This is a genomic window from Nocardia sp. NPDC005745, assembly GCF_040630775.1.
In the GTDB taxonomy this organism is placed as follows: Bacteria; Actinomycetota; Actinomycetes; order Mycobacteriales; family Mycobacteriaceae; genus Nocardia.
In genome coordinates this window covers 154,925-181,889 of the sequence record NZ_JBEXYF010000010.1, presented here as the reverse complement: position 1 = coordinate 181,889, position 26,965 = coordinate 154,925, and the positions used below count along the sequence as shown (strand labels likewise).

General features: G+C 67.5%; 27 protein-coding genes. 9 read left to right on the top strand and 18 right to left on the bottom strand.

Annotated features, from left to right (window positions below; translation table 11 throughout):
• The first annotated feature begins 3 nt into the window (after positions 1-3).
• Positions 4-1,356, top strand: coding sequence for a DUF5933 domain-containing protein (locus ABZ420_RS13715; protein ID WP_357121496.1), 1,353 nt, complete (start codon positions 4-6; stop codon positions 1,354-1,356).
• 109 nt (positions 1,357-1,465) lie between these two features.
• Here ABZ420_RS13715 and ABZ420_RS13710 read toward each other — a convergent pair whose 3' ends face one another.
• The 7 genes from ABZ420_RS13710 to ABZ420_RS13680 form a co-directional block, all read right to left on the bottom strand.
• Positions 1,466-2,875, bottom strand: a complete 1,410-nt coding sequence (locus ABZ420_RS13710; RefSeq protein WP_357121493.1) for an AMP-binding protein — start codon at positions 2,873-2,875, stop codon at positions 1,466-1,468.
• Positions 2,868-3,470, bottom strand: coding sequence for an energy-coupling factor transporter transmembrane protein EcfT (locus ABZ420_RS13705; RefSeq protein WP_357121490.1), 603 nt, complete (start codon positions 3,468-3,470; stop codon positions 2,868-2,870). The genes ABZ420_RS13710 and ABZ420_RS13705 overlap by 8 nt, the downstream gene beginning before the upstream one ends.
• Positions 3,467-4,147: an ABC transporter ATP-binding protein gene (locus ABZ420_RS13700; RefSeq protein WP_357121487.1), complete on the bottom strand. Its 681-nt coding sequence runs from the start codon at positions 4,145-4,147 to the stop codon at positions 3,467-3,469. The genes ABZ420_RS13705 and ABZ420_RS13700 overlap by 4 nt, the downstream gene beginning before the upstream one ends.
• Complete coding sequence (locus ABZ420_RS13695; RefSeq protein WP_357121484.1) at positions 4,144-5,271, bottom strand: thiolase family protein; 1,128 nt, start codon at positions 5,269-5,271, stop codon at positions 4,144-4,146. The genes ABZ420_RS13700 and ABZ420_RS13695 overlap by 4 nt, the downstream gene beginning before the upstream one ends.
• Positions 5,268-6,389, bottom strand: coding sequence for an AMP-binding protein (locus ABZ420_RS13690; RefSeq protein WP_357121481.1), 1,122 nt, complete (start codon positions 6,387-6,389; stop codon positions 5,268-5,270). The genes ABZ420_RS13695 and ABZ420_RS13690 overlap by 4 nt, the downstream gene beginning before the upstream one ends.
• Positions 6,382-6,966: a biotin transporter BioY gene (locus ABZ420_RS13685; protein WP_357042097.1), complete on the bottom strand. Its 585-nt coding sequence runs from the start codon at positions 6,964-6,966 to the stop codon at positions 6,382-6,384. The genes ABZ420_RS13690 and ABZ420_RS13685 overlap by 8 nt, the downstream gene beginning before the upstream one ends.
• A gap of 95 nt (positions 6,967-7,061) precedes the next feature.
• Positions 7,062-7,817 (bottom strand): CoA pyrophosphatase, encoded by a 756-nt coding sequence (locus tag ABZ420_RS13680; protein WP_357121478.1) that lies wholly within the window; start codon positions 7,815-7,817, stop codon positions 7,062-7,064.
• A gap of 76 nt (positions 7,818-7,893) precedes the next feature.
• On the opposite strand from ABZ420_RS13680, the gene ABZ420_RS13675 reads away from it, so the two are divergent.
• On the top strand, positions 7,894-9,630 hold the full coding sequence (locus ABZ420_RS13675; protein WP_357121475.1) for a DUF3556 domain-containing protein: 1,737 nt from the start codon (positions 7,894-7,896) through the stop codon (positions 9,628-9,630).
• A 127-nt stretch (positions 9,631-9,757) separates the two neighbouring features.
• On the opposite strand, the gene ABZ420_RS13670 is transcribed toward ABZ420_RS13675, so the two are convergent.
• The 5 genes from ABZ420_RS13670 to ABZ420_RS13650 all read right to left on the bottom strand — a co-directional run bounded on the left by ABZ420_RS13670 (position 9,758) and on the right by ABZ420_RS13650 (position 14,210).
• Complete coding sequence (locus ABZ420_RS13670; RefSeq protein ID WP_357121472.1) at positions 9,758-10,621, bottom strand: aminoglycoside adenylyltransferase domain-containing protein; 864 nt, start codon at positions 10,619-10,621, stop codon at positions 9,758-9,760.
• Positions 10,622-10,955: 334 nt separating this feature from the next.
• Entirely contained in the window at positions 10,956-12,047 is a 1,092-nt protein-coding gene (locus ABZ420_RS13665) for an alpha/beta hydrolase family protein (RefSeq protein ID WP_357121469.1), read from the bottom strand.
• A 235-nt stretch (positions 12,048-12,282) separates the two neighbouring features.
• Positions 12,283-12,747: a cupin domain-containing protein gene (locus tag ABZ420_RS13660; protein ID WP_357121466.1), complete on the bottom strand. Its 465-nt coding sequence runs from the start codon at positions 12,745-12,747 to the stop codon at positions 12,283-12,285.
• A 171-nt stretch (positions 12,748-12,918) separates the two neighbouring features.
• On the bottom strand, positions 12,919-13,824 hold the full coding sequence (locus ABZ420_RS13655) for a toll/interleukin-1 receptor domain-containing protein (RefSeq protein WP_357121463.1): 906 nt from the start codon (positions 13,822-13,824) through the stop codon (positions 12,919-12,921).
• Between the two features lie 179 nt (positions 13,825-14,003).
• A complete protein-coding gene (locus ABZ420_RS13650) occupies positions 14,004-14,210 on the bottom strand; it encodes a DUF5988 family protein (protein WP_357121460.1) in 207 nt (68 codons plus the stop codon).
• 163 nt (positions 14,211-14,373) lie between these two features.
• On the opposite strand from ABZ420_RS13650, the gene ABZ420_RS13645 reads away from it, so the two are divergent.
• Entirely contained in the window at positions 14,374-14,688 is a 315-nt protein-coding gene (locus ABZ420_RS13645; protein ID WP_357121457.1) for a hypothetical protein, read from the top strand.
• Positions 14,689-15,045: 357 nt separating this feature from the next.
• Here the strand turns inward: ABZ420_RS13645 and ABZ420_RS13640 are convergent, their stop codons facing one another.
• Together ABZ420_RS13640 and ABZ420_RS13635 are read right to left on the bottom strand one after the other, a co-directional pair.
• Complete coding sequence (locus tag ABZ420_RS13640; protein WP_357121454.1) at positions 15,046-15,531, bottom strand: hypothetical protein; 486 nt, start codon at positions 15,529-15,531, stop codon at positions 15,046-15,048.
• The gene (locus tag ABZ420_RS13635; RefSeq protein ID WP_357121451.1) at positions 15,528-16,238 is read right to left on the bottom strand and encodes a hypothetical protein; all 711 of its coding nucleotides are present in this window, start codon (positions 16,236-16,238) and stop codon (positions 15,528-15,530) included. The genes ABZ420_RS13640 and ABZ420_RS13635 overlap by 4 nt, the downstream gene beginning before the upstream one ends.
• A gap of 141 nt (positions 16,239-16,379) precedes the next feature.
• On the opposite strand from ABZ420_RS13635, the gene ABZ420_RS13630 reads away from it, so the two are divergent.
• Genes ABZ420_RS13630 through ABZ420_RS13620 form a run of 3 tightly spaced genes read left to right on the top strand, consistent with a single transcriptional unit; the run spans position 16,380 to position 19,294 of the window.
• Complete coding sequence (locus ABZ420_RS13630) at positions 16,380-16,940, top strand: hypothetical protein (protein WP_357121448.1); 561 nt, start codon at positions 16,380-16,382, stop codon at positions 16,938-16,940.
• A gap of 9 nt (positions 16,941-16,949) precedes the next feature.
• A complete protein-coding gene (locus ABZ420_RS13625) occupies positions 16,950-18,284 on the top strand; it encodes a peroxidase (RefSeq protein WP_357121446.1) in 1,335 nt (444 codons plus the stop codon).
• Positions 18,281-19,294 carry a hypothetical protein gene (locus ABZ420_RS13620; protein WP_357121443.1) on the top strand — a complete coding sequence of 338 codons (1,014 nt, stop codon included), beginning with the start codon at positions 18,281-18,283 and terminating at the stop codon, positions 19,292-19,294. Before ABZ420_RS13625 ends, ABZ420_RS13620 begins: the two co-directional genes overlap by 4 nt.
• A gap of 111 nt (positions 19,295-19,405) precedes the next feature.
• Here ABZ420_RS13620 and ABZ420_RS13615 read toward each other — a convergent pair whose 3' ends face one another.
• Entirely contained in the window at positions 19,406-20,044 is a 639-nt protein-coding gene (locus ABZ420_RS13615; protein WP_357121440.1) for a helix-turn-helix domain-containing protein, read from the bottom strand.
• A 191-nt stretch (positions 20,045-20,235) separates the two neighbouring features.
• Between ABZ420_RS13615 and ABZ420_RS13610 the strand changes: the two genes are divergently transcribed.
• Genes ABZ420_RS13610 through ABZ420_RS13600 form a run of 3 tightly spaced genes read left to right on the top strand, consistent with a single transcriptional unit; the run spans position 20,236 to position 23,815 of the window.
• Positions 20,236-21,069, top strand: coding sequence for an alpha/beta fold hydrolase (locus ABZ420_RS13610; RefSeq protein ID WP_357121611.1), 834 nt, complete (start codon positions 20,236-20,238; stop codon positions 21,067-21,069).
• A complete protein-coding gene (locus tag ABZ420_RS13605) occupies positions 21,066-22,094 on the top strand; it encodes a VOC family protein (RefSeq protein WP_357121437.1) in 1,029 nt (342 codons plus the stop codon). Before ABZ420_RS13610 ends, ABZ420_RS13605 begins: the two co-directional genes overlap by 4 nt.
• On the top strand, positions 22,091-23,815 hold the full coding sequence (locus tag ABZ420_RS13600; RefSeq protein WP_357121434.1) for a bifunctional 3-(3-hydroxy-phenyl)propionate/3-hydroxycinnamic acid hydroxylase: 1,725 nt from the start codon (positions 22,091-22,093) through the stop codon (positions 23,813-23,815). Before ABZ420_RS13605 ends, ABZ420_RS13600 begins: the two co-directional genes overlap by 4 nt.
• Positions 23,816-24,154: 339 nt before the next feature.
• Here ABZ420_RS13600 and ABZ420_RS13595 read toward each other — a convergent pair whose 3' ends face one another.
• Genes ABZ420_RS13595 through ABZ420_RS13585 form a run of 3 tightly spaced genes read right to left on the bottom strand, consistent with a single transcriptional unit; the run spans position 24,155 to position 26,965 of the window.
• Positions 24,155-25,243, bottom strand: coding sequence for an ABC transporter ATP-binding protein (locus ABZ420_RS13595; RefSeq protein WP_357121431.1), 1,089 nt, complete (start codon positions 25,241-25,243; stop codon positions 24,155-24,157).
• A 13-nt stretch (positions 25,244-25,256) separates the two neighbouring features.
• Entirely contained in the window at positions 25,257-26,123 is an 867-nt protein-coding gene (locus ABZ420_RS13590) for a carbohydrate ABC transporter permease (protein ID WP_357121428.1), read from the bottom strand.
• On the bottom strand, positions 26,120-26,965 hold the full coding sequence (locus ABZ420_RS13585; RefSeq protein WP_357121425.1) for a sugar ABC transporter permease: 846 nt from the start codon (positions 26,963-26,965) through the stop codon (positions 26,120-26,122). Before ABZ420_RS13585 ends, ABZ420_RS13590 begins: the two co-directional genes overlap by 4 nt.

Below are 26,965 nucleotides of genomic sequence, written 5' to 3'. Positions count from 1 at the left end.
TCGGTGCTTGTGAACGACGTGCGAGGGAGCTCGACCCCACCGGGCGAGCGAGTCGGTATCGAAGAGCTCCGGGAGCGTCGGTTCCGGCCGGTGGTCGTGTGGTGCGGTATCGCGGCCATCGTGCTCGCGCTGGTCGGTGGTGAGCTCATGGCCGCGCACATCGGGGCGCTGGGGCCGCTGACCAGCTTGCTGCGGGACTATGCCGGAACACCGAAGTCGGCGACCACACCGTGGGCCGGGTTCCTGCTGGCGTTGGTCGGGATCACGGCTCGCGCACGGGTCGGCGCCGTCGCCGCGGCGATCGCCATCGACCTGGTGTTCGTTCTGATCAGGGCGGCCGAGGGACGGCCGTTCACCGTCGGCAACGGTCCGACCCTCGTGCTGACCGCACTGGCGGTGATCGCGTTCGTGCGGTGGGACGAGCAGCGACGCCGCACGGCGTTGCGCACCATCGCCTTCGGCGTCCTGCTGATCTGCGCGACGAAGGTCAGCGAGATCTGGTTGGACATCACCGCGTGGGCCTGCCCGATGGTTCTCGACCCGTACGTGCAAGTCGCCGACCGCGCCCTCGGCAGCCCGTCGTGGCTGGTCGGGCACGCGCTCGACGCGGCGGGACCGCTGGCCTCGGGCGTGGTGCGCTGGGTGTACTTCGAGCTGCCGCTGGCGGCCGTGCTGGTCGCGGCGTGGCAGTTGCGCGGCGTGACGACCGGTGCGTGGCCACGGCACTACCTGGTGCGAACGTTTCTGACACTCGGGGTCGTCGGGCCGATCTGGTATGTGGTGTTCCCGGTGGTGGGGCCGGTGCTCGCGTACGGGCCGCAGGGGTTGGGTTTCCAGATCGCCGACGTCTGGCCGAACGTCGTTCCCGCGGTGCCGTCCTCACTCGAGGCGCTGCGCTTCGACGGCATCACGCCGCGCAATTGCATGCCCTCGCTGCACACCGCCTGGGCACTGTCGCTGTTCATCCACTCCCGGCGCGGCCCGCTGTGGTTGCGCTGGGGCGGCGCGTTCTGGCTGGTGTGCACGCTCATCGCGACACTCGGCCTCGGCGCCCACTACGGCGTCGACCTGATCGTGGGCGCGGCACTGTGCCTGACCGTCGAATCCGCGCTGCGCGACCCCGACCGGGGCTGGGATCGCCCGCGCGTCCGGATCGTCGCAATGGGGGTCGCGGTCTGCACCGGTGTGCTGCTGTGCATTCGGTTCCTCGCCGCGCAGATGGCGGCGTACCCGATTCCGTCCGGAATCGCGCTCGTCGCTTCGCTCAGTGCGCTGGCGATCATGTTCTACACCACGTGGTTCGGCGCGTCATCGGTCGAGCCGACCCGGTCGGCCGGTTTGCCGGCGAAGCTCTGAACGGCCCGCACCGGCCGCGCACCCAGTGCGCGGGCGGTGCTTTTGCTTGTCGCACCGCCGATTCGGGGATACAGGCGAGTCCTCGTCCATCGGAGCGAAGCGCCGGCGGTCAGTGATCGGCCTCGGCAGGGCGACCGCCACGACGGTGCGCGGCCAGCGTCGAGGCCAGCGCGGCCCGATCCAGCTTGCCCCGCGGCGTGCGAGGCAGGCTGTCCACGACCAGCACCTGCACCGGCATACTCGGACTCGGTAAGGTGGCGCGCAGCCGCCGCCAGATCTCCTCGGCGCCCGGTGCGGCAGCGCCCACCACGATCGCCGCCGCGGGCGCCTCACCCATGCGTGCGTCGGGCACGCCGACGCAGGCGGCCTCGGCGACACCCGGTATCGCCGTGAGCGCCGCTTCGACGGCCGCGGGTTCCACATTGAGACCGGCCCGGATCAACATGTCGCTGTCCCTGCCGAACAGCCGCAGCTGGTTGCCGATCACCTCGCCCCGGTCGCCGACCGTCATCCACCCGTCCACCGGCCCGCCGACCACACCGTCCTCGGTGAGATAGCCGTCGAAGAGCATGTCACTGCGCACGTACACCAAGCCGTCGCGAACACGCGCCTGAACACCGTGGAACAGTTCACCCGCGGACTTCTCGTCCGTGCTGCCGAGCCCGCGATCGAAGGAGACGAAGCTCAATTCGGACGCACCGTAGAAGTGCACGAGCGAGGCGTTCGGCAGGACCTCCTGCAACGCTTCCCGGCCCGTGCGCGGCCACCGGGCCGCCGAGGACAGCACTTCCCGGACACCGCCGAACCGGCCGATACCCGCCCGCACCACGTCCCACGCGATCGTCGGCACCGCATATAAATGCGTCGCACCGTCTTTCAGCGCATCGCCCACCGGCCGCAGATCGACCGTCGCGCCCCGGCTCAAGGCGTGCAACGCGCCGTAGAGGAAATGGGTGTGGTCCAGCACGCCGGGCACCGACACCCGGTCGCCGGCGCCGATGTCGAACGTCCGATCGGAGCGATCCGATGTCGTGGCCCACGACCGTTGGTCGCGCACGAAGAGTTTCGGTTCGCCGCTGGTGCCGGAGGTGATGCCGACCAACAGTTCGGCGCCCGGCTCCACCCGGCCCACCGCACCCTCGGATTCCAGTGTGGCGGCGGTCCGCACGATTCCGTCGTATCCCAGCCGCCGCAATCGCCGGTGCTGCTGCGGCACGGCCACGACGGCTCCCGGCTCGGCGAGCGCGAGTACCCGGCTCAGCTGGGCGGGCAGCAGATGACGATGCAGCAGCACGACGCTCACCCCGGCGTGCATCGCCGCCGTCACCGTCACCAGCGATTCGACATCGGACGTGGGGAGCACGGCCACCCGGCGCATGCCGCCGAGCCCGGCCGCGACCCGAACGACCTTCGACCAGAACCGCTCGTAACCCACCCGCTCGGGTCCCGTGATCACCGCGGATGCGGCCGGGTTCGCGGCGGCCTGCCGGGCGATCCGCGCGGCGAGCAGTTCAGTCATCGTCCACCCCTCGCGCCGCGAGGGCGTCACCCATCGCGTCGGCCGTCCGCAGCGCCCGCACCAGCACCGGGGTGACCAGTGCCGTCATCGACCATTGCAGGCCACGTGCGCGCCGCGCCTCGGCCACGTCGTGCACTATCCCCGCCAGCAACGGGACACACCGGATCGCCAGAGCCAGCAGCAGGCCGATCCGCTCCGGATCGACACCGGCCCTGCGCAGCGGCCCGAGCCACCGGGTCACGGCGTCGAGCATGTCGGTCACCCGCGTGGTGAGGGTGAACAGCGCCGCGAGCGCCACCGAGACCACCAGCACCCCGCACACCACCGCGGCTCGCGCGGGCGAGGTGATCAGCACCTGGAAAACGGCGATGAGCAGCAGCATCCACACCAACGGACGCAGTTGTGCCAGCGCGACGCGCCAAGGGATCCGGGCCACCGCGAACAGGACCGCCACCACCCCCGCGGTAGCCAGCACCTGCGGCGGGGTTCGCGCGAACACCGTGGTGGCCACGATCGACCCGAGCAGCAGCACCAGCTTCGCCCCGGCCGGTATCCGGTGCAGCGGCGAATCGCCCGGACGGTACAGGCCGATCATTCGACCGCTGCCCGGTATGCCGCGACGGCGTCGCCGGGGGTTCCGTCGAACGCCACCGCGCCGTCGTCGATCACGATGACGCGTTCGAAGCTCTCCAGCAACGACAGCTGATGGGTCACGACGATCACCTGCTGATCCACGTTGTCCAGCGCGTCGGCGACGACCCTGGCGTTGCGCAGGTCCAGCAGCGTGGTCGGCTCGTCCGCCACGATCACCTCCGGCCGCCGGATGAGGACGGCACCGAGGGCGAGCAGCTGTTTCTGGCCACCGGACAACAGATGTGCGGGGTGTTCGGCGTGGCCTGCGAGCCCGAACCGTTCCAGGATCTCCTGGACGCGCGCCGCGATCTCTCGCTTGCTCAGCCCCGTCCGCCGCAGAGAGAAGGCGAGATCCTCGGCGACCGTGGGCATCACGATCTGGGTATCGGGGTCGGTGAAGACGAACCCCACCTTCCGCCGCACCTGTGCGCCCTTGCGGGAGGCGTCCACGCCGTCCACCGTGACCGTGCCGGAACTCGGCGTCAGCAGGCCGTTGATCATGCGCGCCAAGGTCGATTTGCCGGAGCCGTTGGACCCGATGATGCCGACGCGGGGCTCGGTGATCCGCAGGTCGATGTCGCGCAACACCTTCCGCTCACCGAAACGGTGGTGCACCGAGTCGAAGACGATCTCACTCATGACACTCGCTCCACGAGCACGGCGATTCCCTGCCCGCCGCCGATGGCGCAGGCCGCGAGACCGAGCGCGGGGCCGTCCGCCCGCAGCATCCGACTCGCCAGGCGCACCAGCAAGATGGCTCCGGACGCGCCCCACGGGTGTCCCATCGCGATGGCGCCGCCCTGCGGGCAGATCGTGGACTCGTCGAGGCCCAATTCGTCCGCCACCGCGAGCACCACCGAGGCGAACGCCTCGGTGATCTCGATGACGCCGAGGTCCGCCACACCGACGCCGGTCCGGCCCAGCAATTTCCGGATCGCGGGCACGGGCCCGAGACCGGGAAACGCGGGATCGGATCCGGCGACCGCGCAGCCGAGGATCCGCAACGCGGGCAGCCCGGCGACCATCGACTCGCTGGTGACCGCCATGACCGCGGCGCCGTCGGAGATGCCGCAGGAGTTGCCCGCGGTGGCCGTGCCGTCGACGCCGAAGCTCGGGCGAAGGCGCGCGAGCCGGGCAGTGGTCATGCCCGCGCGGATACGTTCGTCGCGGTGCACGTCACCGATCGGCACGATCTCCGCGGAGAAGTCGGTGGCCGCGGCGAGCGTGTGCGAACGGGCCGCGTAGGCGTCCTGCCGTTCCCGGCTGATGCCGCGCGCTCGCGCGAGATCATCGGCGGCCGCGCCCATGTCCGGATCGGGAAAGCCCGGTGGCGCGAAGGGAGCCCGGGTGTACCGCACGGGCTCGGCGCCGGCCACCGGCGGCCAGAAGCGCCACGGAGCGGTACTCGCCGATTCGACGCCTCCGGCGAGGATCAGTTCGTCCGCGCCGCTACACACCCGCAACGCCGCCTGCATCACCGCGTCCAAGCCCGACCCGCACTGCCGATCCACGGTGACGCCGGGGACGTGCACACCCAGCCCCGCCCGCAGTGCGGCGACACGGGCTGGATCGCCGCCGGGTCCCAGGCAATTGCCGAGCACCACGTCGTCCACGTCGGCGTCCACGCCCGCGCCGCGCAGCGAGGCCAGCACGTCGCGCAGCACAGGAGCGGCGAGGTCGGTGACGGTCAGGTCCGCCAATCCATGTCCCGCGTTGCCGATCGGCGTACGGCGCGGCGCTACCAGAACGGGGACCGGACTCATGTCAGCAAGTCTTTCAGCCTGCCCCTGGCGACCTTTCCCGCGGCGGTTCGCGGCAGCGCGGGCAGTGGCACCCACCGGCGCGGCATCGCCTCCTTGGCCAGCACGCGACGCGCTCGCGACCGGATCTCGTCGAGTCCCGCGCCGTCGTCCAACTGCACAGCGGCCGTGACGGTTTCACCGAAAACGGCATGCGGCGAGCCGATCACGGCCACCGCGACGATGCCGTCGAACGATTCGAGGACGCGCTCCACCTCCTCGGCGACCACGGTGGTGCCACCGACATTGATCGCGCAGTCACCCCTGCCCAGGACGGTCAGCTCGCGATCGGGGCCCAGTTCGGCGAGGTCGCCGACTCCGAACCAATCGGGTGCGCCGAGCACACGGTACGGCGATCGAACGTAGAGCAGTCCGTCGCGCACCTCGGCCTCGACTCCGTCGAGCAGCCGCATCGGCTCGGGAACGCGGCGTGCCGCCACCAGCGAGACCTCCGAGGAGCCGTAGTACTCGACCACCTCCACCTCGCCTGCCGCCGACAAGGCGCCGTCGTCCAGCGCGATGCCCGCCACGATCGCCGTACGCAGACGCGGGCAGGTGCGCACCACCGCACGCAGTACCGCGGGAACCGCGTGCACCACCGTGGCTCGCGCCGGATCGTCGGTGACGCACGCGCCGCGCCACAACGCGTGCAGTGCGCCGAACAGGTGCATGGTCGCGTGCAACGGCCCGGTGATCAGGACGCGGTCGGCCGGTTCCACGCCGGTGATCGCCGAGAACGCCGGAAAGCTGTCGTACCAGGAGGCGGCCGTTCGCGCGAGCGGCCTGGGACGACCGGTCGAGCCCGAGGTCGCCACCAGCAAGAACGCCGCGGGCGGTATGCCCGTCCGGTGCGGGCGGGCTTCGGGATTCTCCACGAAGACCGGGATACCGCGCCGTGCCGCGGCGCAGACGCAGATCAGCGCGTCCGCGACGGATAGGGCCGACGCGTCGTAGACGGCCGCGTCCGGATCCCGGGCGATCCATCGCTCGATAGCCCGGTCGAGTTCGCGGTAGGTGTAGGTGTGGCCGTCGAAGTCGAGGGCAGGCGCGTCGCCCGCGCCGCCGAGTTCGCGACTAGGCACGGATCACACCGGGATACGCGCGGTGCACTCCTTTGGCCACGACGCTCGCGACGACCACTTTGAGCAGGTCACCGGGAATGAACGCCCAGTTCGTGGTGATGGCCGCTCCGACGCCCAGGTCGGTGCGCAGCAGCAGGCCCACCGTGCCGAACAGGTAGATGATCAGCAGGCCGCCGATGGCGTTGATCAGCAGACCGAGCGCGATCGGGTATTTCGGCAGGATGCGGGCGGTGCACAGTCCGATGAACAGCGCCGCGGGGATCCAGCCGATCAGGTACCCGGCACTGGGACCGGCCAGCGCCGTCAGACCGGTACGGCCGCCGGACAACAGCGGCAGGCCGATCATCGTGAGCGTCAGGAAGACCACGACCGCGGCCGTTCCTTTGCGTGCCCCGAGCACCGCACCCGCCAGGATCACACCGAGGGTCTGCACCGTGATCGGCACACCACTGAACCCGACCGTGATGGCGCCCGGCAAGCCCAGCGCCGCGATCAGCGCCGCGAAGACGGCGATCTGCGCCATGTCCCGCGCGGAAATACCGACCCTCGGCTCCCGAGAGTCCTCGACACCCTCCACGACAACCCTCCGCATAGAACTTGAACGACGTTCAAGGTAGCAGGCCGTATACGTTCCACCGCCGTCGACCTCCCGCGCCGGACCTGGCAGGAGGCCTACCGATGCGTCCAATCGGGTTGGGTGAAGTGAGCGACCCGGGCCGCGGAAGGCGCTGTACCGAGCAGGACGACTTCGCGGAACTGCCACAGCAGTGCGCCGGTCGGCGCGTGGATGGTCATCTTCGGGCCGAGCCGCATCTGCAGCAGGCCGGCTTCGTCGGCAGGCGCGGCATCGTCGCGCAGTTCCGCCTGCCGTACCGCGTCCTCGGCCCGGACCCAGCGCGGGGTGTCCTCGGCGGCGAGCCGGGCGAGGTCGACCAGGTGCACCGAGTGGACCTCGTCCGGGTTCGGCCGCAATCGCGTGGCGTCGGTCAGCACCAGAACGAGAGGCGTGATCGTGAAGCCGGACGCGGCGGGAAAGTCGTCGAGCGCGCCGAGCAGATCTTCGGGACGCGCGTGCAGCCCCAATTCTTCGTGCAGTTCACGCAGGGCGGCTTGTTCCGCGGTCTCGCCTTCGTCCAAGCGGCCACCGGGCAATCCCCACTGTCCGGCGTTGCGGCCACGGTAGGCCCGCTTGATGACGATCACCGCCGGTGGTCCATCGGGCTCCTCGACCACACACAACACCACCGCCGCGCGGCGCACACCGGGCGCGTCGGCGACCTCGATGCGCGGGAATCCCGCCAGCCGGGAGGTCGCGAGCACGCGGAACTCGTCGATGCTCCTGGGCAGCGGCGCTTTCGGAGTCGGCTCCATGGCCTCGATCTTGCCCGAACCGGACACGGGAGGCGACGCGGGAGTCGTTGACAGCAAATGCCGCACCTGTCACCGTATCGGGAACCTCGGGGCCCCGGCCGTGCCTCGGGCGTTCGCGATCGGAGCGTGCTTGATGGGGTTTCTCGAGCCCGACCTGCCCGTGGTCGACCTGGCGGAATGGAGCAAGGGCACGCGTGGCGAGCGCATCCGTCCCATGGCCCGGCACTGGGCCGAAGTGGGGTTCGGGACACCCGTGGTGCTGCACCTGTTCTACGTCGGCAAGATTTGTCTGTACGTGCTCGGCGGCATGCTGGTCGCGCTGACCACGGCGGGCATCGACGGATTCACCAACGTCAGCGCCTGGTGGGCGGAACCGATCGTCTTCCAGAAGATCGTGCTGTACACGCTGCTGTTCGAGGTGGTCGGGCTGGGCTGCGGCTTCGGCCCACTCAACAACCGATACTTCCCGCCGCTGGGCTCGATCCTGTATTGGCTGCGCCCCAACACTATTCGGCTGCCACCATGGCCGGATCGGGTACCGCTCACCAAGGGCGACAACCGCACCCCGGTGGACATCGCTGTGTACGCGGCGCTGCTGGCGACGACAACGGTCGCCTTGCTGTCCGACGGCACCGGCCCGATCCCGGAACTGGACACCACCGTGGGTTTGTTGCCGCACTGGCAGGTCGCGGCGGTTCTCGGCCTGCTGGGCGTCATCGGCCTGCGCGACAAGGTGATCTTTCTGGCCGCCCGGGGCGAGGTCTACGCCACGCTAACCATCGCTTTCCTTTTCCCCGGAGCCGATTCGATCGTCGCCGCGAAAGCGGTTTTCGTCGTGATCTGGATGGGCGCGGCCACATCGAAGCTGAACAAGCACTTCCCTTTCGTGGTCTCCACGATGATGTCCAACAGTCCGGTGTTCCGGCCGAAACCACTCAAGCGCGCCTTCTTCGAACGCTTCCCCGACGATCTGCGGCCAGGGCGGTTGTCCCGCGTCTTCGCCCACGGCGGCACCGTCGTCGAGATGTGCGTTCCGCCGGCGCTGTTCTTCTCCCCCGGCGGGTGGCCGACCGCCGTCGCGGCGTTCGTCATGGTGTGCTTCCATCTGGCGATCCTGACCGCCATTCCGATGGGCGTGCCGTTGGAATGGAACGTCTTCATGATCTTCGGCATCGCCGCGTTGTTCGTCGCGCATGCCGACCTCGGCCTGAGCAGCCTGCGAAATCCGGTACCGGTCGCAGTGCTGTTCGGCGTGACCGCGAGCATCGCGATCGCCGGAAACCTGTTCCCGCGCAAGATCTCCTTCCTGCCGGGCATGCGGTACTACGCGGGGAACTGGGACACCACGATGTGGTGCGTCAAACCCTCGGCCGCGCAGAAGATCGGCACCAGCATCGTCGCCATCGCGAGCATGCCGCAGGCGCAGCTGGAGCGGTTCTACGGGAAGGACCGCGCGCAGATTCCGATGTACCTGGGATACGCCTTCCGTGCCATGAACACCCACGGCCGCGCACTGTTCACGCTCGTCCACCGCGCCATGCCGCCCGGCCGCGAAGACGAGTACACCATCACCGACGGCGAACGCATCTGTAGCACCGCCGTAGGCTGGAATTTCGGCGACGGCCACATGCACAACGAACAACTCATCGCCGCCATGCACCGGCGCTGCAACTTCGAACCCGGCGAAGTACGCGTGGTCCTCCTGGACGCCCAGCCGATCCACAAGCAGACCCAGCAATACCGCCTCGTCGACGCGGCCACCGGCGAATTCGAACGCGGAGAGGTGAAGGTCGCCGACATGGTCACCCGCCAGCCCTGGGCCGACGATGTACCGGTGCGTGTGCACTACATGGCCAGCGAACAGGCCTAGCGCCCTTCGTTCTCCGGCTTTTATTCCCACCGAGCATTGTTCAGGACAAATTTATAGCCAGATGCGCATATCCGAGTAACGACATTATTGACTGTCTTCGAAAGCCGGGTTTCCGACGCGGATCGAGTCAGTCATTCACTTCGGAGGACTTCACGTTCCCCCGGCGCAGGTCCGCATCTCCCCGCTGACCATCGACCAACGCGTGGATCGCAGCTTCCTCGACGCGCTCCCCCACCCAAGTGAGGAAGGTTCGAACGTCGGTCGCGGGCAGCGGAAGCGCTGCCGAGCGGGGGCGCTGGAAGCTGCGCAGGGCGGTTTCGACGAGGGGGCGGAATTTCTCCTCGGATGTGGCGATCATCTGTGCCGCTTCGCGTTTGGCCGGCCAGCGACCCGTGCGGCAGAACGCTGCCATCCGGCAGCCGTTCAGCACCCGGTTGTCGCCCAGATGCCCCGCTCCCCCGGCGTGCTCCCGGACCGAAGCCCGCATCGCCGCGTACAGGTCGAGCCTTGACGGTGCTGCGAGGACCTGCCGTACAGGGGTTCCGAACAGGAGACGCCCGGCCTGGTGAGCGATGGAACGATCGATGACGTACCAGAAGTCCGATGATTCCGCCGGATCGAAGCTGACGCGGTTCGGCAACATCGGGCCGGTGTTGAGGTCCATGAGGTAGCCAGCCGCGCCGGATGGTTCGGCGACGAAGTCCGCGCCGTAGACCACCAGCTCCAGCCCGGCCGCGGGGCAGGGCAGCGAGGCGTGGGCGAGCGATTCGGCCAGTTCCCGCAGTACCCGCGCGGGGATCGATGGGTCGGCGACGATTGTCACATCGACGTCGCTGCGCCCGTGCCTGTAGTCGTCCAGCGCGATCGACCCTACCGCGAAGACGCTGATCAGATGACCTCCACAGACGGCGCGGGTGCGACGCACGAGACCATCCAGATAGGGACGCAACTCAGCCGGCAGGGAGTGCGAGTCCACCAGGGCATCGGTCATGCGGGCCAGTATCCGCCACGGCCGAGTTCCGGGCCTACCGGCTTCCGCTGATTTGGACCGGAGATCCACCACTACGGAATCGGACCATTCGACACCGGCGAATCACCCGCTCCTGTGCGGATCGCCCAGACTTACCCGATCCGAATGCCGGATCGAGCTGAATAATCGAGAGCCCAGAGCATTCAGGCGATCATGCAGTAGCACCGCTTGGTACTCGAGTTCGGGCCATGCTCGATTCCGGTGCACGCGAAGGTGGCGCACGGCGGGGCCCGGGGCGTCGGGCGCTACCGCGTGGTCGAGGCCGCCGGCCGCCCAGCCCTCCCTCCCCGGGCAATCAGTGCGGCAGCTCCAACCCGTCGGCCAGCACCGGCCACGAATTCTTCAACGCCTCCTGCCAGTAGCCCCAGGAATGGGTCCCGGTGGGCTGGAAATCGTAGGTGGCGGGGATACCGAGGGCATTCAGGCGGTCGCGCATGTTGTGGGTGCACCAGTTCACCGCGGCCTCGATCACGCCGCCCAGCACCAGCTGATTGAGGTAGCCGCGCGGTCCCGGCTGGGCATACGCGCCGTTGTAAGTGTCATACATGCCCGGCACTCCGGTCCCGGTCGACAAGAACAGGCGTATGCCACGGAGTTGCTCGGCGTGCAGGTACGGGTCGTTGGCCGCCCACATCGGGTCTTCTGGCGGGCCGTACATGTTCTCGGTGTCGCCGCCGCCCCAGCTCTCGACTGCCAATTTCACGAACTCGCGGCCGATCGGATCGCTGATCTGCGCACAACCGCTGTACGCCGCGACCGCTCGATACAGACCGGGTTTGGCGATCGGCAGCTGCAGTACCGAGGTTCCGGAGGTGGACAAGCCCGCGATGGCGTTCACGCCGGTGGTGCCGAACTCGGCGTCGATCAGCGGCGGCAACTCCTCGGTGAGGAACGTCTTCCATTTGTACACACCGAGTTTCGGGTCCGGGGAGCGCCAATCCGCGTAATAGCTCCAGCGGCCGCCCACCGGCTGCACGACATTCACGTCTTTGCCCGCGAGGAAGCTCAGCACGTCGGTGTTCTTCTGCCAGGTCGCGCTGTCCTGGCCACCGCCGCCACCGTTCAACAGATACAATGTCGGCCGCGGCACCGAACGGTCGGCCGGACGCAGCACCTTCACCATGATGTCCTGCCCCATCGCCGCGGAATGCACCCGCAACTGCACGGTCCGGTCGTCCTCCGCCCACGAACCGGTGATCGACGGCGAGTCGGCGCTGGCGGCCGGAGACGCCGCGATCACCCCTGCGGCCAGGGCGGACACCGCCGCCAGCACCCCGAGTGCGTGCACCCCAAAGCGGGAGACCAACTTGATCCTTGCCTGCACCCTGCCCGAATCGGCAACAGCCGCAGCCGCGAGCCCTGCGCCGACGTGGATACTTCGTTTCATCGCTTGCTTCCTCCACAACCACAGCGTTCCTCCACCGGCGCCGTCGTAGCGGCTCGACAGCGCCGAAGCTCGGATAACGCTAGAACCGAGGAAGGCATGGCGCTCTGCCGGTAAGAGTGGTCTGGACACCTCACGAATCGGACAGATCCCGCTAGGTGCGGGACACAAGCACAGGCGTGCGGCAAGGCGCCGTGCCACATCGCGCAGGCCGGCGCTCAGACGAGCGGACTAGCAACTAGCTGGACATCCTGCTGATCCCGCCGTCCAGATACCGGAAGAGGCGGACAGCTTCACCCAGCTGCGGCGCGCCCGAGATGCCCTCCCTGGTCATGATCGTGTGGAACAACTCGAAGAGTTGCTCGTGATGGAGAGCGGGCCTGTTCTCCTGTCGCCATCGCAGGACGTCCGGACCGTCATTGCTGAAGTCATGATGTTCGCCAGGGGGAACGGTGACACTCTCCCCCACACACAGAGGTCTCGTGGATCCGTTGAGCGTGAACGTCATGACACCCGCCAAGACATGGAAGGACTCGGTCATCGACGTATGCCAATGGGGCGGCGGACCGCTCCATATCGGTGCGGACCACTCGGTCACAAGCAGCTGACCGTCGGTTTCGGCACCGGTGGTGATGAACCTCAAGGTGAATTCCGTGTCGGGGATCACGAGCATGTCGCCGGGCTTTGCCATCGTCAGCACCATCTTTCGTTCTGAGCCGCCACCATTCGGTGGCCTTGAAGTTCGAGAGCGAGAACGCACGTCACCGCGACACAACGTGAATCCGTAGCCTAGACCCGCTCGCACCCCATCATGCCGAAGTGATCGCTCCCGGCTCGAGCGCGGCGTGCGCGGCTGAAGCCGCAGGCCGGTTCGTCATCCGCCACCCTCGTCCAACGCATCCGCAGGCGCCCAGCGGCCGAGGGGAGCCACACCGTTCTGGTCCATGAATTCCAGCACGTCCCGACGCTGGGGTTTGCCGAGCTTCGGATGCAGACGGTCCAGCGCGGCCCATTCATCGGAGGATCCGGTCGCGCCGCGCGGTATCGCCTTGACTATCTGCAGGCAGATATTGCGAATCTCCGCCCTGTTCTGCATATGTTCGCCGATCCGTGCCGCTTCTCCGAACCGCCCGAGATCGACCAGGTGCACGGCGATCTGTTTCTGCTTGACTTGCGCGGCCTGCGCCGAGATCGCGATCGCGATCAGATCGTCCAGGCGATCACGAGCGATGAGTGCTCGAACGTCACCAGCCCGCACATTGGTGTGATTCGCGGTGACGGTGCGTTGCAGCCGTTCCAGGGTGCGCTCCAGATCCGCTACGGCCTGCCGCTCACGGATGCGCGGGATCTCCCTGACCATCTGGTGCGCCACAGGAGTCACACCGGAGGTCGGTTCGCACCCGGTTCGGTCGGCGATGGTGCGAAGAAAGCGGGTCAGCGACGATACGTCGAGCAGGTCGACAGTTTGGAACGCGCGCATCGGCTCCCACAACCGGTCGACGCCGACCTCGAGGAGCAGCGGTGTCGTCGGCTTACCCTGCATCCAGAAGCATGCCCATTCGGCCGAGACCCAAGGGCGGTGCACCGACTCCGGGGTGATCACGGTGAACAATTCGTCACTGTTCTCGACACCCAGCTTGATCTGTTCGATCCAAGGAAGACCGTGCGGCGCGTCGTCGGGGAGGAGGAAGAACTCGACCCCGAGGTCGTGTTCCAGCAGGCTGCGCAAGTACCTGACCACTCCGGCGTCGTAGCTCGTGTGGCTGAGGAATACCCTCATTCCGCTCCCCCTGCGCGGTTCGAGCGAGGTACCCGAGGCTCGGAAACCCCCGCATCCTGTGTTCGATCCGGCTCGCCGCTCACATCGAAGCGAGCCGCGGAATCGCCTCACATCATGACACGAGAGCCGCAAATGGCGATGAAAAGTGCGGACTGTGCCGGAATCGGGTGGCGGAGGGCCTACGAGCTGTTCGGCGATATGGTCCGGTAGGTCCACTCGAAAACACGGGCGCGGCCTATCGCGGTATTGCGAAACCGTGGTGTCGGGATGAAGTGTTCGTAGCCGCCACGATAGGGAATCTTGATTTCAGCGGTCGGCGCAAGCGGCAGAGCGTGTTCGGCCAGACCATCCGGTCCGCCTTCGAGATAGATGTTCAGTTGTGGCATGGCATACCTCCCGTCGACGAAACAACGCACACGGGCCCTGATTGCCGATATGTCTGGCGTTGTGGGGGCATCCCCGGCGCCAGGAAGGCGGAATCCGGGGATGCCAGGTCGTCTATTCGGGGCTCCTTCCCGACTGCGTGCAGACGTTGGCCGGTGGTCTCAGATGCACCAGACCACACTGCCCAAGGGGAAGCAGATTGCCACCGATCCCCATCCTGATCCTGCTCCTGATCCTGTTCCCCCGGCAGGAACGACCGCTGTGGATGTCGAACTCGCGGGCGCCGTTCCAAGGGGCGTGGCCGAAGCCGCCGGAGCTGCGAGGGTGGCCAGGGGCAAGGCAATAGCGGTTGCGGCGACGAACTTCATCATTTTGCTGGACATATTTGTTCCCTCGATATCGAGTGATTGGTTCGATGCGCGTGCATTGCAGCCGACCAGCGATGTGGTGCCGTCGAACGACGTGACGGCCAGCGGGTGAGCGAAATCTGCCGAGACAGACAGTGCCCGGCTGCGCCGACTATGACGCGCTTGTTTTGTTCTCGACCCCGACCCGGTTGTTACGGTCTCGCACGGCGAGCGTCAACCGTGCGGTGAAATTGCCGAACCACACCCTGTGCAGGACGGTCCGGCGCCAAACCCTCTCGCGACTGCGTGGACCTGGCGGCTTCGACACCGGCGCTCCGGCCGAAGCGATGACCTCTTCCGCGACGATGAGGAAAGGACGTGATTCAACCAGGCTACTGCGATCGGCCGGAAGCCACTAGAGAACGGGGTGCACCAGATGCTGGGAGTCTCCGTTTCGGGGCCCATCCGCGCCCGGCCGGGTGAGATCCGCTCATCGGGCGAGGCCGATGAGTGTCCGTAGGATCATGAAGACGGCGGCCAGGCCGAAGCAGGCGAGTCCGACGACCCAGACCGTGAACATCTGCCGCCTCGGTATCAGGTTGCCCACCCATCCGGCGTCCAGGTCGGCGATGTCTTGTTGTGTCTCGAACGCCGTGCCGTGTGCGCCCCAGGTTCCGGCCGCTAGTTCGTTCTGTTCGAAACGCTCCAGCCAGAGCGCATCCTTACGTGCGGCGAGGCGATGGCTCGCCATCAGCATGATCGAGATGACCGACACGTTCAGCGCGAGCAGCGAGGAGGCGATCCGCGCGACGGCGTCGTTGCCCGCTCCCATCGAGATACTGAACAAGAAGGCCTGAGCTGTGAGGCTGACGGCCGGTACCTGCCAGAGCAGGTTGTCGTGTTGCAGGTGTCGGTCCGCCACCGCCTGATAGAGCATTTTCAACTCGGGCGAATGCCGCGACGGTGTTTCGTTCATGAAAGCTGCCGCCGCGATTCACCGCGCTCGTCGCGCTGCTGGTCGATCAGTCCGGCGCGAGCCAGCAGCAAGCCGCTGACCACGAGCACCCACACCGGGAACACCAGCGTCACCCACCGGTTCATCTCGCTGCCGACCAGCAGCGCCACAGCGAGCAGGTAGCTGAGACCGACGAGCCAACGGGGCATCAGCCTTGTCTTCGCCCAAATCGTCGCGAGCGAGATCATGAATACCGCGGCCATCCGCAACGCGTAGGTTTGGCTCGCCGAAACCACCACCATCCTCCCGAAGTTGATCACCTCGGCGCGAGCGCCCTGGTCGGTAACGCTGTCGTTGCTCATCACCAGGCCCGCGGCACCGGCGGTCGCGACGAACATCATCGCCAGGAAGAGCAGTCCGCTGCCCAAGAATACCGACAGGAAGAACCGGTCTTCATACTGTCCGAACCCGTCGCGTACGACGCCGATAAACCACAGAAAGCTGATTCCGGCGAAGGGCATCAGCACTGTCGCCGTAGTGATCACGCCGTGCCGATCCTGTAGCCATTGCGTCGAATCCTCGGCGTGTTTCGGCATTGTGATCCGAATCAAGACCAGCGTTGTACCGAGTAACACCGCGAAGACCACCCCTGCCGATGCGGCGGCTCGCGGCGTTGACAATCGACGCAGGGGCGGCGCAGGCTTGGTATGTTGCGACGGAGTCGGCATGAGGCCATCCTGCCAAAATCGGGTGCCGGCCGACGTTATTTCGCGGGTGCGGCGATGCGAACGCCGGCCCGCGTCACGAATCGAAAACGATTTGGACTTCTGGGCCTCGGTTGGCTCACGCAGCGAAGGTAGGTGCACAATATGCCGACCGCCGATCAGGACTGGAGCAAACCAGCGGCGCTGGCCATCCCAGCAGAGGGCTACTTCGAACTGCAGCGCGGCCGATACGGTCCCATATATCCACGAACTCCGGCCTGCTTCGGGTTCTCGATCATCGCCAAGGTGAAACCCGGCCGGGAAGAGGCCATCCGCGCGCACGGCAAGCAGATCGAAGACGCGGTAGCGGCAAGCCCGGACGTACTGGCACCGCTGCGGCTGCACTACCTGCGGTGGCTGCTGTTCGACGTCGGTTTCGGACTGTATTTCCAATATCAGGGCATCTTCGATACCGATTTCGACAAGTACACCGAAGACGCCGTGATGCTGTTCACGCAGACCGGTATAAACACCGTTTTCACCAACCTCGAGGGATTCCCGGAGGATTGGAAGGAAAATCCGGACGCGTTCGTCGAATTCGTTCGTAAACATCAGTTTCCGAGTTTCCTGGAGTACGGCGAATACCCTTACGTCAGCGCTGAGGAGATCAAGAAGGCGCTGCGGTTGAAGGCGGCGTTCTCCGACATGCTCGATCAGATGCAGTAACCCGGCGCCATGCTCGAACTCGACGACATTCAACACATCCTGCTGACCCGCACCCCAGCGGTGACCGGCCGCTATGAGTTCCTGTCCTTCGACGACCCCGCCGGGGGCCGAGCCTGGTTGGCTGCGCTGCTGGACCGGGTGCAGTCGGCCGCGGACGTGCGCGCCACTATGGACAGCTCGCAGCGCTGGGTCACACTGGCCTTCACCTGGAACGGGCTGCGGGCGCTCGGGGTGCCGGGGCAAGCGCTCGCCACCTTCCCCGACGAGTTCCGCGAGGGCATGGCCGCCCGCGCCGACATCCTGGGCGACACCGGCGCCAATCATCCCGACAACTGGGTGGGCGGGCTGGCCGGTGACGATCTGCATGCCATCGCAATCCTGTTCGCCCGCACCGAGGCCGAACGACAGCGTTGCACGGCCGAGCACGAGAAACTGGTGGTCGGCTGTCCGGGTGTGCGCGTGTTGTCGTTCCTGGATTTGAACGCGACACCGCCGTTCAATTACGCCCACGACCACTTCGGATTCCGCGACCGGTTGTCCCAGCCTGCGATCGAAGGATCTGGGGAGGACCCGACCCCCGGCTCGGGCGCGCCGTTGCAGCCCGGTGAATTCATCCTGGGCTACCCCGACGAGGAAGGACCGCCCCGGGGGCAGCCCCAGCCGGAGGTCTTGTCCCGCAACGGCAGCTACATGGCCTACCGGCGGCTGCAAGAACACGTGGGCGCATTCCGGGACTTCCTGCGCGAGCACGCCGACACCCCCGACGGGCAGGAACTACTCGCCGCCAAACTCATGGGCCGGTGGCGCAGCGGCGCACCGCTCGTGCTTTCGCCGGACCGCGACGACCCCGAGCTGGGTGCGGATCCCTCACGCAACAACGACTTCAACTATAGGGAGATGGACCCGCACGGTTATGCCGTGCCGCTGGGCGCGCATGCGCGGCGGCTCAATCCGCGTGACACCGCGGTGCATATGAACCGGCGCAGGATGATTCGTCGTGGCGCCACCTACGGGTCCGCGCTGCCACCGGACGCCTCCGACGACGGCGCGGACCGAGGTATCGCCGCCTTCATCATCTGCGCCAGTCTGGTTCGCCAGTTCGAGTTCGCCCAGAACGTCTGGATCAACGACAAGTCGTTTCACGAACTCGGCAACGAGCACGATCCCATCTGCGGCACCCAGGACGGCAGCCTGGAGTTCACCGTCCCGAAGCGGCCGATCCGCACGGTATTCGCGAGCCTGCCCGCGTTCACCACGCTCAAAGGCGGCGCGTACTTCTTCCTGCCCGGTATCAGCGCCCTGCGCTACCTGGCCGGGCTCGACAGCCCAGAGGTGACCTCATGAGCAGCCTGCCGACGGCACGCACCTACAACCAGAGCCACATGTCGCGCAAGGCCGACGGGCGGCGGCGGATCAGCATCTACTGGACGTGGAGTTATCCGTGGGAAGCCCAACGCGACCCCGCCGAAATCTACAACCGCTTCTCCACGATGACCGAAGTCCGCAACGCCGCGTGGCCGGCCTACGAGACCCCCGACTACGACAGAGCGCATTTCCTGCAAGGCATCGCAGGCACCCTCGAGCTGTTCCACCGCTCGACATTGGATTTCCAACAGTTGGCCGAGGAGGCCACCGGTCATCCCGTCGCGGTCTTCCAGCGCATCGACCAAGCCGGTTACACCCTGCCCATCGACGAACGCATCCTGGCCGACACCGACACCCTGATGATATTCGGGCTCGACCACATCCTCTCCGAACAGCAGGCCGCACCGGAGGAGAGCGACGCCATCGGCGAGTGGCTGCAACGCGACGGCACCTGCCTGCTGCTCGCGCCGCACCACGACGTCGGCTTCAGCGACGACAACGCGCAGCGACAAATCGAATACCGCCATCACGGCGATCCGCTGGTCCCCCGCCAGCAGCGATTCGGCCAGTACACGCGCTCGCTGATGAAAGCGCTCGACGTGCCGATTCACAACACATGGGGCCTACGCCCGGCGGTCGTGAACGGCACCGATCAGATCTCCCCCGTCACCGCGTACCGCGACCTGGACACACCCCGGCTCCTCGACCAGGTCACCACATTCAACTTCCATCCCCATCTGCCGCACTACCAACTCACCGCGCCCGAAGGCGACTCGCTGCGGGTGCTGGCCCGCCAGCGCGTCGACCCCACCCGCCCCCACCCGTTCACCACCGCGGGCAACACCGAATTCAACGCTCTGATCTGGATGCCGCCCGCCGGGCGACGCACCGGCGATATCGTGCTCATCGACTCCACCAACTTCACCACGCTCTTCGGCGGCACCGACAGCCTCGAACACCTCTGGCACAACCTCGCCACCATGAAATGACCACGACCACACCGGCGAGGAGGCTCGTTGTGAACAGCCACCGCCCTGTCTTCGAGCGCGGCGGCGCTGCCGACCCTGCTCGCCAGAGTTCGAGGCGGCTGGGCGCACCGCTCACAGCTGCGGGATGTCGGGAAGGTCGCCGGAGCTGAGACGCTGCGCGGTCCGCTTGTTCATCCCGAACATGCGCAGCATGCGGTAGGTCATCTCGTCCGACAGCGCGTCGGCGTCGGCGGCCGAGTCGGCATCGAGCAGTTGCAGCAAGCCCAGCAGTGCGCCGCCGGCGGCCATGACGGCCAGGTCCGGATCCATCGGCTCGAACCGGCCCGCCTCCTGGGCCGCGCGGATGTCGCGGCGGGCGCGGGGCGCGAGGCCTTCGTCTCGCAGCATCACGCCCATGCCGGAGTTGAGCACCACACGCACCATCTCCGGGATGCGCCGCTGCAACCGACCGGTCATCCGGAAGCTCACGGCGAACACTTCGGCCGGGTCCTCGTAGAGGGCCACGATCTCGTCGCGCATTTCACTGTAGACCTGCAGCGCCGAGCGAACCGCCTCGTCGAAGAGCTGGTCCTTGGACTCGAAATGGTTGTAGAACGAGCCGAATCCGACGTCGGCGGCCTCGGTGATCTCCTGGATGCTCACCGCCGAACGTCCCTCGGACAGGAACTTGCGCGCCGCACCGAGCAGGGCGTTGCGGGTGCGTTCACGGCGGCGATCGGTGCGGGTACGCACCACTGGTTCGGCAGTCATCAGCCCTTCCCCTGTTCGTTCTAGAGAAATCATAACTGAGGGATCAGTCAGTTACGATTCGCGACGCGAGCAACTCTGATCGAATCATCAATATCGCCTTGACAGACGTCTCCATCGTGACTGATGATTTCATCACTAGAACTGTGGAGGTGGCTGTGCCAAGCACTGACAACGGAGTCGAGGCCGGGCGGATGGTCCGGGTCGGCGACCGCGATATCTACTTCACCGAGGCCGGTGCGGGCCCGGTCGTCGTGCTACTGCACGGCGGCGGCCCCGGCGCCTCCGGACTGTCGAACTACTCGCGCAATATCGAGGCTCTGGCCGCGCGGTTCCGGGTGATCGTTCCGGATATGCCCGGATATGGCCGCTCCAGCAAGCGGATCGACCAGTCCGACCCGTTCGGCGATCTCGCCGCGGCGGTCGGCGGCTTGCTCGACGCGCTGGGCGTGCCCCGCGCCCATCTGATCGGCAACTCCTACGGCGGCGCGGCCGCGCTGCGGCTGGCGATGGACCGCCCGGAGAAGGTGGACCGGCTTATCCTGATGGGCCCCGGCGGTGTCGGCACCACCCGCGCGCTGCCCACCCAGGGCCTGCAGTCACTGCTGTCCTACTACGCAGGCACCGGCCCGAGCCGGGAGAAGCTCGCGGAGTTCGTGCGGGACTACCTGGTCTACGACGCGAGCGCCGTCGGCGAGGACATCATCGACAACCGGTACAAGGCCAGCCTGGACCCCGAGGTGATCGCGAGCCCGCCACTGCAGCGCCCGTCCGGGCCGGGCGCGCTGCGCACCGTGTGGCGGATGGACTTCACCCGCGACCCGCGGCTCGGTAAGGTCCGGCACCCCACCTTGGTGGTGTGGGGCGCCGCGGACCAGGTGAACCGGCCCAGCGGCGCCCGCATGCTGGCCGACCGCATGCCCGACTGCGACGTCTACCTCGCGGCGCGCACCGGGCACTGGGTGCAGTGGGAACGCGCGGAGCTGTTCAACGATCTCGCCGCGAACTTCCTCGAAGGATCACGGTGACCGGCTTCTCGCGTCCCACCTCCGACGGTTCGGTCTACGGTGCGGTCCACCTGGGCTACCTGGCGGTGCAGTCGCAGCGGCTGGCGGATTGGGAGCGCTTCGGCGCGTCGGCGATCGGGCTGCACGCCGATCGGCTCGACGCCGATACCCTGCGATTCCGTCTCGATGACCGGGCCTGCCGTTTCCTGATCCGACGCGGCCCCGCCGAGGATGTGACCGGCATGGGTTGGCAGGTCGACGACCACGAGACATTCGACCGCATCCTCGCCCGGGTCAGCGACCGCGGCGTGCCGATCGAGGAAGGCGCCGCCGAGGAGACCGCGCCGCGCGGGGTGGAACGGCTTTGGCGCTTCCCCGGCCCGAAAGGCATCGCCACCGAGATCTTCACCACGCCGGTCACCACCACCGAGCCACTGCGCATGCTCAACACCGGCTGGGTCACCGGCGAAGCAGGCATGGGCCATGTGGCGATCCTGTCGCGGAAGCCGGAGTCGATGCACGCCTACTACCGGACCCTGTTCGATTCGCGGTTGTCGGACTTCATCGATGAGAACATCTCCGGGCTGAAGATGAAGATCCGCTTCCTGCGGGTCGACGAACGGCATCATTCGGTCGCCGTCGCCAACATCCGCGGCATCAAGATCGATCCCATCCGCACCCGGGTCCAGCACGTCAATATCCAGTCCGCCACCCTCGAGGACATGCTCGCCGCCTACGGCCGCGTCACCGATCTCGGGTTCCGGATGGCGTGGTCGGTCGGGCAGCACACCAACGACCGCGAACTGTCGTTCTACTGCGTCACTCCGTCGGGCTTCGAACTCGAGGTCGGCTGGAACCCGATCGTCATCACCCCCGAACTCGACGCCGCATGGGCGGCGACGACCTATCAGGGCATCAGCATCTGGGGCCACCACACCGTCTCCGAGACCCCGCTGGACAAGCTCGCCCAGCTCCGCACCGCGGCCGCACGCCTGCGCACCCCGGAAATCACCGTCCCCGAACTCACCGGAAGCGTTGTCAGATGAGCGAATTCGATCACGAGATCGTGATCGTCGGGCTCGGCCCGACCGGCCTGACCCTGGCCAACCTGCTCGGCCGCCGCGGCGTCGACGTGCTCGTTCTCGAACGCGAACCCGAGTACTACGGCCTGGCCCGCGCGGTCTACACCGACGACGAATGCATGCGGATCTTCCAAACCGCCGACGTCGCCGACGAGATCAACGCCGAGATGAACCTCGACTCCACCGTCCAATGGGTCCGCGGCGACGGAAAAGTGCTGGCCCAGTTCAACCAGATCGACCGGCCCCTGAGCTGGCCCGTGTCCAACTTCCTCTACCAGCCCTACCTGGAGAACAGCCTCGAACGCGCTCTCGACCGGTACCCGCACGTCACCGTGCGCCGCGGGCGCGCCGTGACCGGTTTCGACCAGGACGCCGAGTCGGTGAGCGTCGAGCACGCCGCGTGCACGGGCACCGGCTACGGCAAACGCGATGCGGATATCGACCCGCGCACGGCCGAACGGGTGCGGGCGAAATTCCTCGTCGGCTGTGACGGCGGGCGCAGCATCGTGCGCACCGAGCTGGGAATCAATATGTCGGGCACCAGCTTTCCCGAGCGCTGGCTGGTCGTCGATCTGAAGGCGCGCGAGGGCCTCGACGCGTTCCGGCACCTGCCCTACTTCGACTTCGTCTGCGACCCCGAGCTGCCGATCGTGTCCTGCCCGCAGCCGGACGGGCACCACCGCTTCGAGTTCATGCTGCGCGAGGACCAGACCGAGCAGGAGATGGAAGACACCGACACCGTGCGCCGCCACATCTCCCGCTACATCGACCCCGACGAGGTCGAGGTGCTGCGCAAGCTCGTCTACACCTTCAACGCCGTGGTCGCCGACCGCTGGCGCGAAGGCCGGATCCTGATCGCAGGCGACGCCGCGCACATGACCCCGCAATTCATCGGCCAGGGCATGAATTCCGGTGTGCGCGACGCGGATAATCTGTCCTGGAAGCTCACCGCGATCCTGCGCCACGGCGCCGACCCGGCGATCCTGGACAGCTACGAGAGCGAACGCCGACCGCATGCCAAGGCCATGATCGACCTGTCGGTAATCAACAAGAACGTCGTCTCCCTCGACAACCGGTTCCTCGCCGCCGCCCGCGATATCGGGCTGCGGACCGCGGTGCGGGTACCCGGCCTCGGTGGCTGGATCCGCGCGGCGAAGATGAAGCCCGCCCCGCGCTTCCGCCGCGGCGCCTACCTGGGCCTGCCCCGCCCGCTGATCCGCGGCGTGCAAGGCCGGTTGGCGCCGCAACCGCAGGTGCGCAGCTACGACGGGCGCCACGGCCGCCTCGACGACAGCCTCGGCCTCGGTTTCGCAGTACTCGGCTACGGGGTCGACCCGCGCCGCAGCTTCTCCGCCGGGGACCTGGAAGTTCTGCGTGCGCTCGATACTCGCTTCGTCACGGTCTACCCGCTGGGCGGGCGTCCGCAAGGCAAACCGGGCGATGACCGCGGCGACGTCATCGACGTCGAGGACCACACCGGGGTGCTGGTGCGCTGGTTCCGCCGCGCCCGGCTGCATCCGGGTGGTGTCGTGCTGCTGCGCCCGGACCGGTACGTCTTCGGTACCGCGGAACCGGACGAGAGTGCGACGCTGGTCGCCGCGCTGAAGCGTCAGCTGCGCCTGCCGACCCCGCCGGCCGGGCTCACACTGCCCGCCTCCGCCCGGTTGCCCGAGCCTGCCGCATAGTCGGCCGAGCCCACATCAAGCAGTGCAAGGCGGGACGAGTCGGTGTCCGAATCCGCCGCGCACAGGTGCCTGCGACCTCCGGCCGCGCGGAAGAGAGCCGATGACCTCGCCCGTCTCTCCCGGATACACCTAGGCAGTCGCGACGGCGTCGATCCCGATCGGATCGGGCGCCGGAGCGTCGGGCAATCGGATCGCGAGGCCCTGCCGCATCTGCTGCCCACCACCTCGGCACCCGACCGGCTCGGAAACCTCGGGCCTTCGCTTTCGGCGCCGCCGGTTGGATCGAACTCCTCGGGTGCCGCGAGAAGCTCGCGCAGATGCCGGGCCGGAGTCCGGTACTCACCCGACCGGCAGGAGCAGCCCGGTTTCCGGGTCGTACCAGCGGCATGCTTCGGGAGGCAGGTGCAGATTCACAGTGCCGCCCTCGTCGGCGCGGAAGCCCGGCGGCGCTTGGACTTTCACCGTCTGCCCGCTGAGACGGGTGGTGAGCAGGGTCGAGGAGCCCAGTGGCTCGAGCACTTCGAGCTCGGCCCGCACTGTCGCGTCCGCGGGGTTGTCGGCCAACACGACGGCCTCGGGGCGGATGCCGAGCCGCAACATCTTGCCCTCGAAGGAGGCCAGCTCGGCAGGAACGGCGAGCGATTGCCCGCCCAGGTCGATGCGCGGCCCGGCTGCTCCGGCGGCGACCGTGCCGGTGAGGAAGTTCATCGGCGGGCTACCGAGGAAGCCGCCGACGAATTCGGTGGCGGGGTCGTCGTAGACGTCGGTGGGCGGGCCGCACTGGACGATCGCTCCGGCGCGCATCACGGCGACGCGGTTGCCCAGCGACAGCGCCTCGGTCTGGTCGTGGGTGACGTAGATCGTGGTGGTGCCGAGTTCGGCGACGAGTCGTTTCAGCTCGGCCCGGAACGACAGCCGCAGCAGCGCGTCCAAGTTGGACAGCGGCTCGTCCATGAGCAGCACGTCGGCGTCCATCACGATCGCCCGCGCTACCGCGACGCGCTGACGCTGCCCGCCCGACAGCCGCGCGGGGTAGCGGTCCAGGTAGGGTGTGAGCTGCAACAACTCCGCGGCCCATGCGACTTTGCGACGGATCTCGTCGGCAGGCACGCCGTGCACGCGCAGGCCGAAACCGATGTTGTCGGCGACCTTCTTGTTGGGGAACACGGCGTAGGACTGGAACACCATGGACAGATTGCGCCGCCGCGGCTCGAGATAGGTGACGTCCTTGCCGCCGATCACGATCTGACCCGAGTCCGGCAGCTCCAACCCGGCGATCATGCGCAGCAAGGTGGTCTTGCCGCAGCCGGACGGTCCGAGCAGCACCATGAACTCGCCGTCGGAGATTTCCAGCGAGACCTCGTCGGTGGCGCGCGCCGTACCGCCGGGATAGGTTTTCGCCAGATCCCGGACCACCACTTCAGCCATCAGCGAACCCCTGTCATCGCAGCGTCGTCCCCCACATGTTCACCAGGTAGCGCCGCATCACGAAGATGAACGCCAGCGCCGGGATGATCAACGCGAAGCCGCCCGCGAAGCGGTAGGCCGTCGACGCCTCGTCCAGCGCGGTGAGCACCTGCGCGGGCAACGTGCGGTGCCCGAGTGTCACGATCGTCGCGCCGAGGATCTCGTTCCACGACAGGACGAACGTGAAGATCGACGACGCGGCCAGCCCCGGTAGCGCCAGCGGCACCACGATCCGGCGCGCGGCCTGCCAGCGGCCGCACCCGAAGACCTGGGCCGCCTCCTCCAGATCGGGCGGCACCGCGACGAAGATGCTCGCCGTGATGAGCACGGTGGTCGGCAACGCGAGCGTGGTGTGCACCAGCGTCACGGCCAGCACCGTGTCGTACACGTCGACGCGCAGGAACATCGTGGCCAGCGGCACCGAGAGCACCACGATCGGCAAGGCGCGCACGAAGAGGATGAAGACCTGATAGGTGTCTTTGCCGCGAAACACGTGGCGCGCGAGCGCATATCCCGCAGGCGCGCCGATCACCAGGGACCAGAACACCGTGTAGAGGCCGACCAGCACCGAGTTGCCCAGTGCGGCGGCGGTTCCCGTCGCCCGGAAGAACGCCACCAGCGTTTCGGTGGAGAAATCGCTGGGGATCAGCGGCTTCGGGAACTCGTTGAGCGCCTCGCGGGATGACACCGCGGCGAGGCCGATGAGAACGATCGGCAACGCCATGAACAGGCTCACGACCGAGCAGGCCACCTGCACCCACACCGCGCGCCTGCGGCGCCTGCGCAGCGGCGCGCGATCGACGGGTGGCAGTGCGCGCGACGGGGCGCTGTCCGGGTTCATCGCGCCTGCTCCGGCTGCCGGACCGCCCGCAGGTAGAAGACCGCGGTGGCGAGCGAGATCGCGAGCACGATCAGCGAGACGCAGCTGGCGACCGCGGGATTCTGCAGATTGGCGTACCACTCGTAGGTCTCGCCCACCAGCAGCGGAAAGTCCCGCCCGGTCAAAGCCTGCGCCACCGCGAACGCCTGCAGGGCCAGGATGGTCCGCAGGATGAGCGCAACCTGCAGACTCGGCCCGAGCAGCGGCAGCGTCACATGCCGCAGCCGCTGCCAGAAGTTCGCGCCGAACACCTGCGCCGCCTCGTCGTAATCACGCGGGATCATCTGCACGCCCGCCACCACGATCACGAACACCAGCGATGTCGCGCGCCAAACCTCCGCCACCACGACGGCCAGCAGCATCGTGCCCGCGTTCTGGTAGCCGAGCCACTGCACGCCGTCGTCGGAGACTCCGAGGCCGACCAGCAGGGAGTTCAGATAGCCGCGGTTGTCGAAAATGGACAGCCAGACCAGGCCCGCGGCCAATTCGGAGATCGCCAGCGGCAGGCACCACAGGTAGAAGTGGCCACCGGCGAACCGCGGCCGCGCCTGCATGAGCAGCGCCATGCCGACGGCGAGCGCGAGCTGGATCGGCACGACGATCACGATCAGCAGGACCGTGTTGCGCAGTGCCGTGAAGATGTAGGGATCGTCGAACAGTCGCTCCCAGTTGGCGAGGGTGGGTCCGTCGTCGCCACGGAACGCCTCGAGCGCGCCCTGCACGAGCGGCCAGCCGAACAGCGCCGCCATCAGGACGGTCGAGGGCAGCAGCAGCATCCACGGGGAGCGCGGTCGCGACATCAT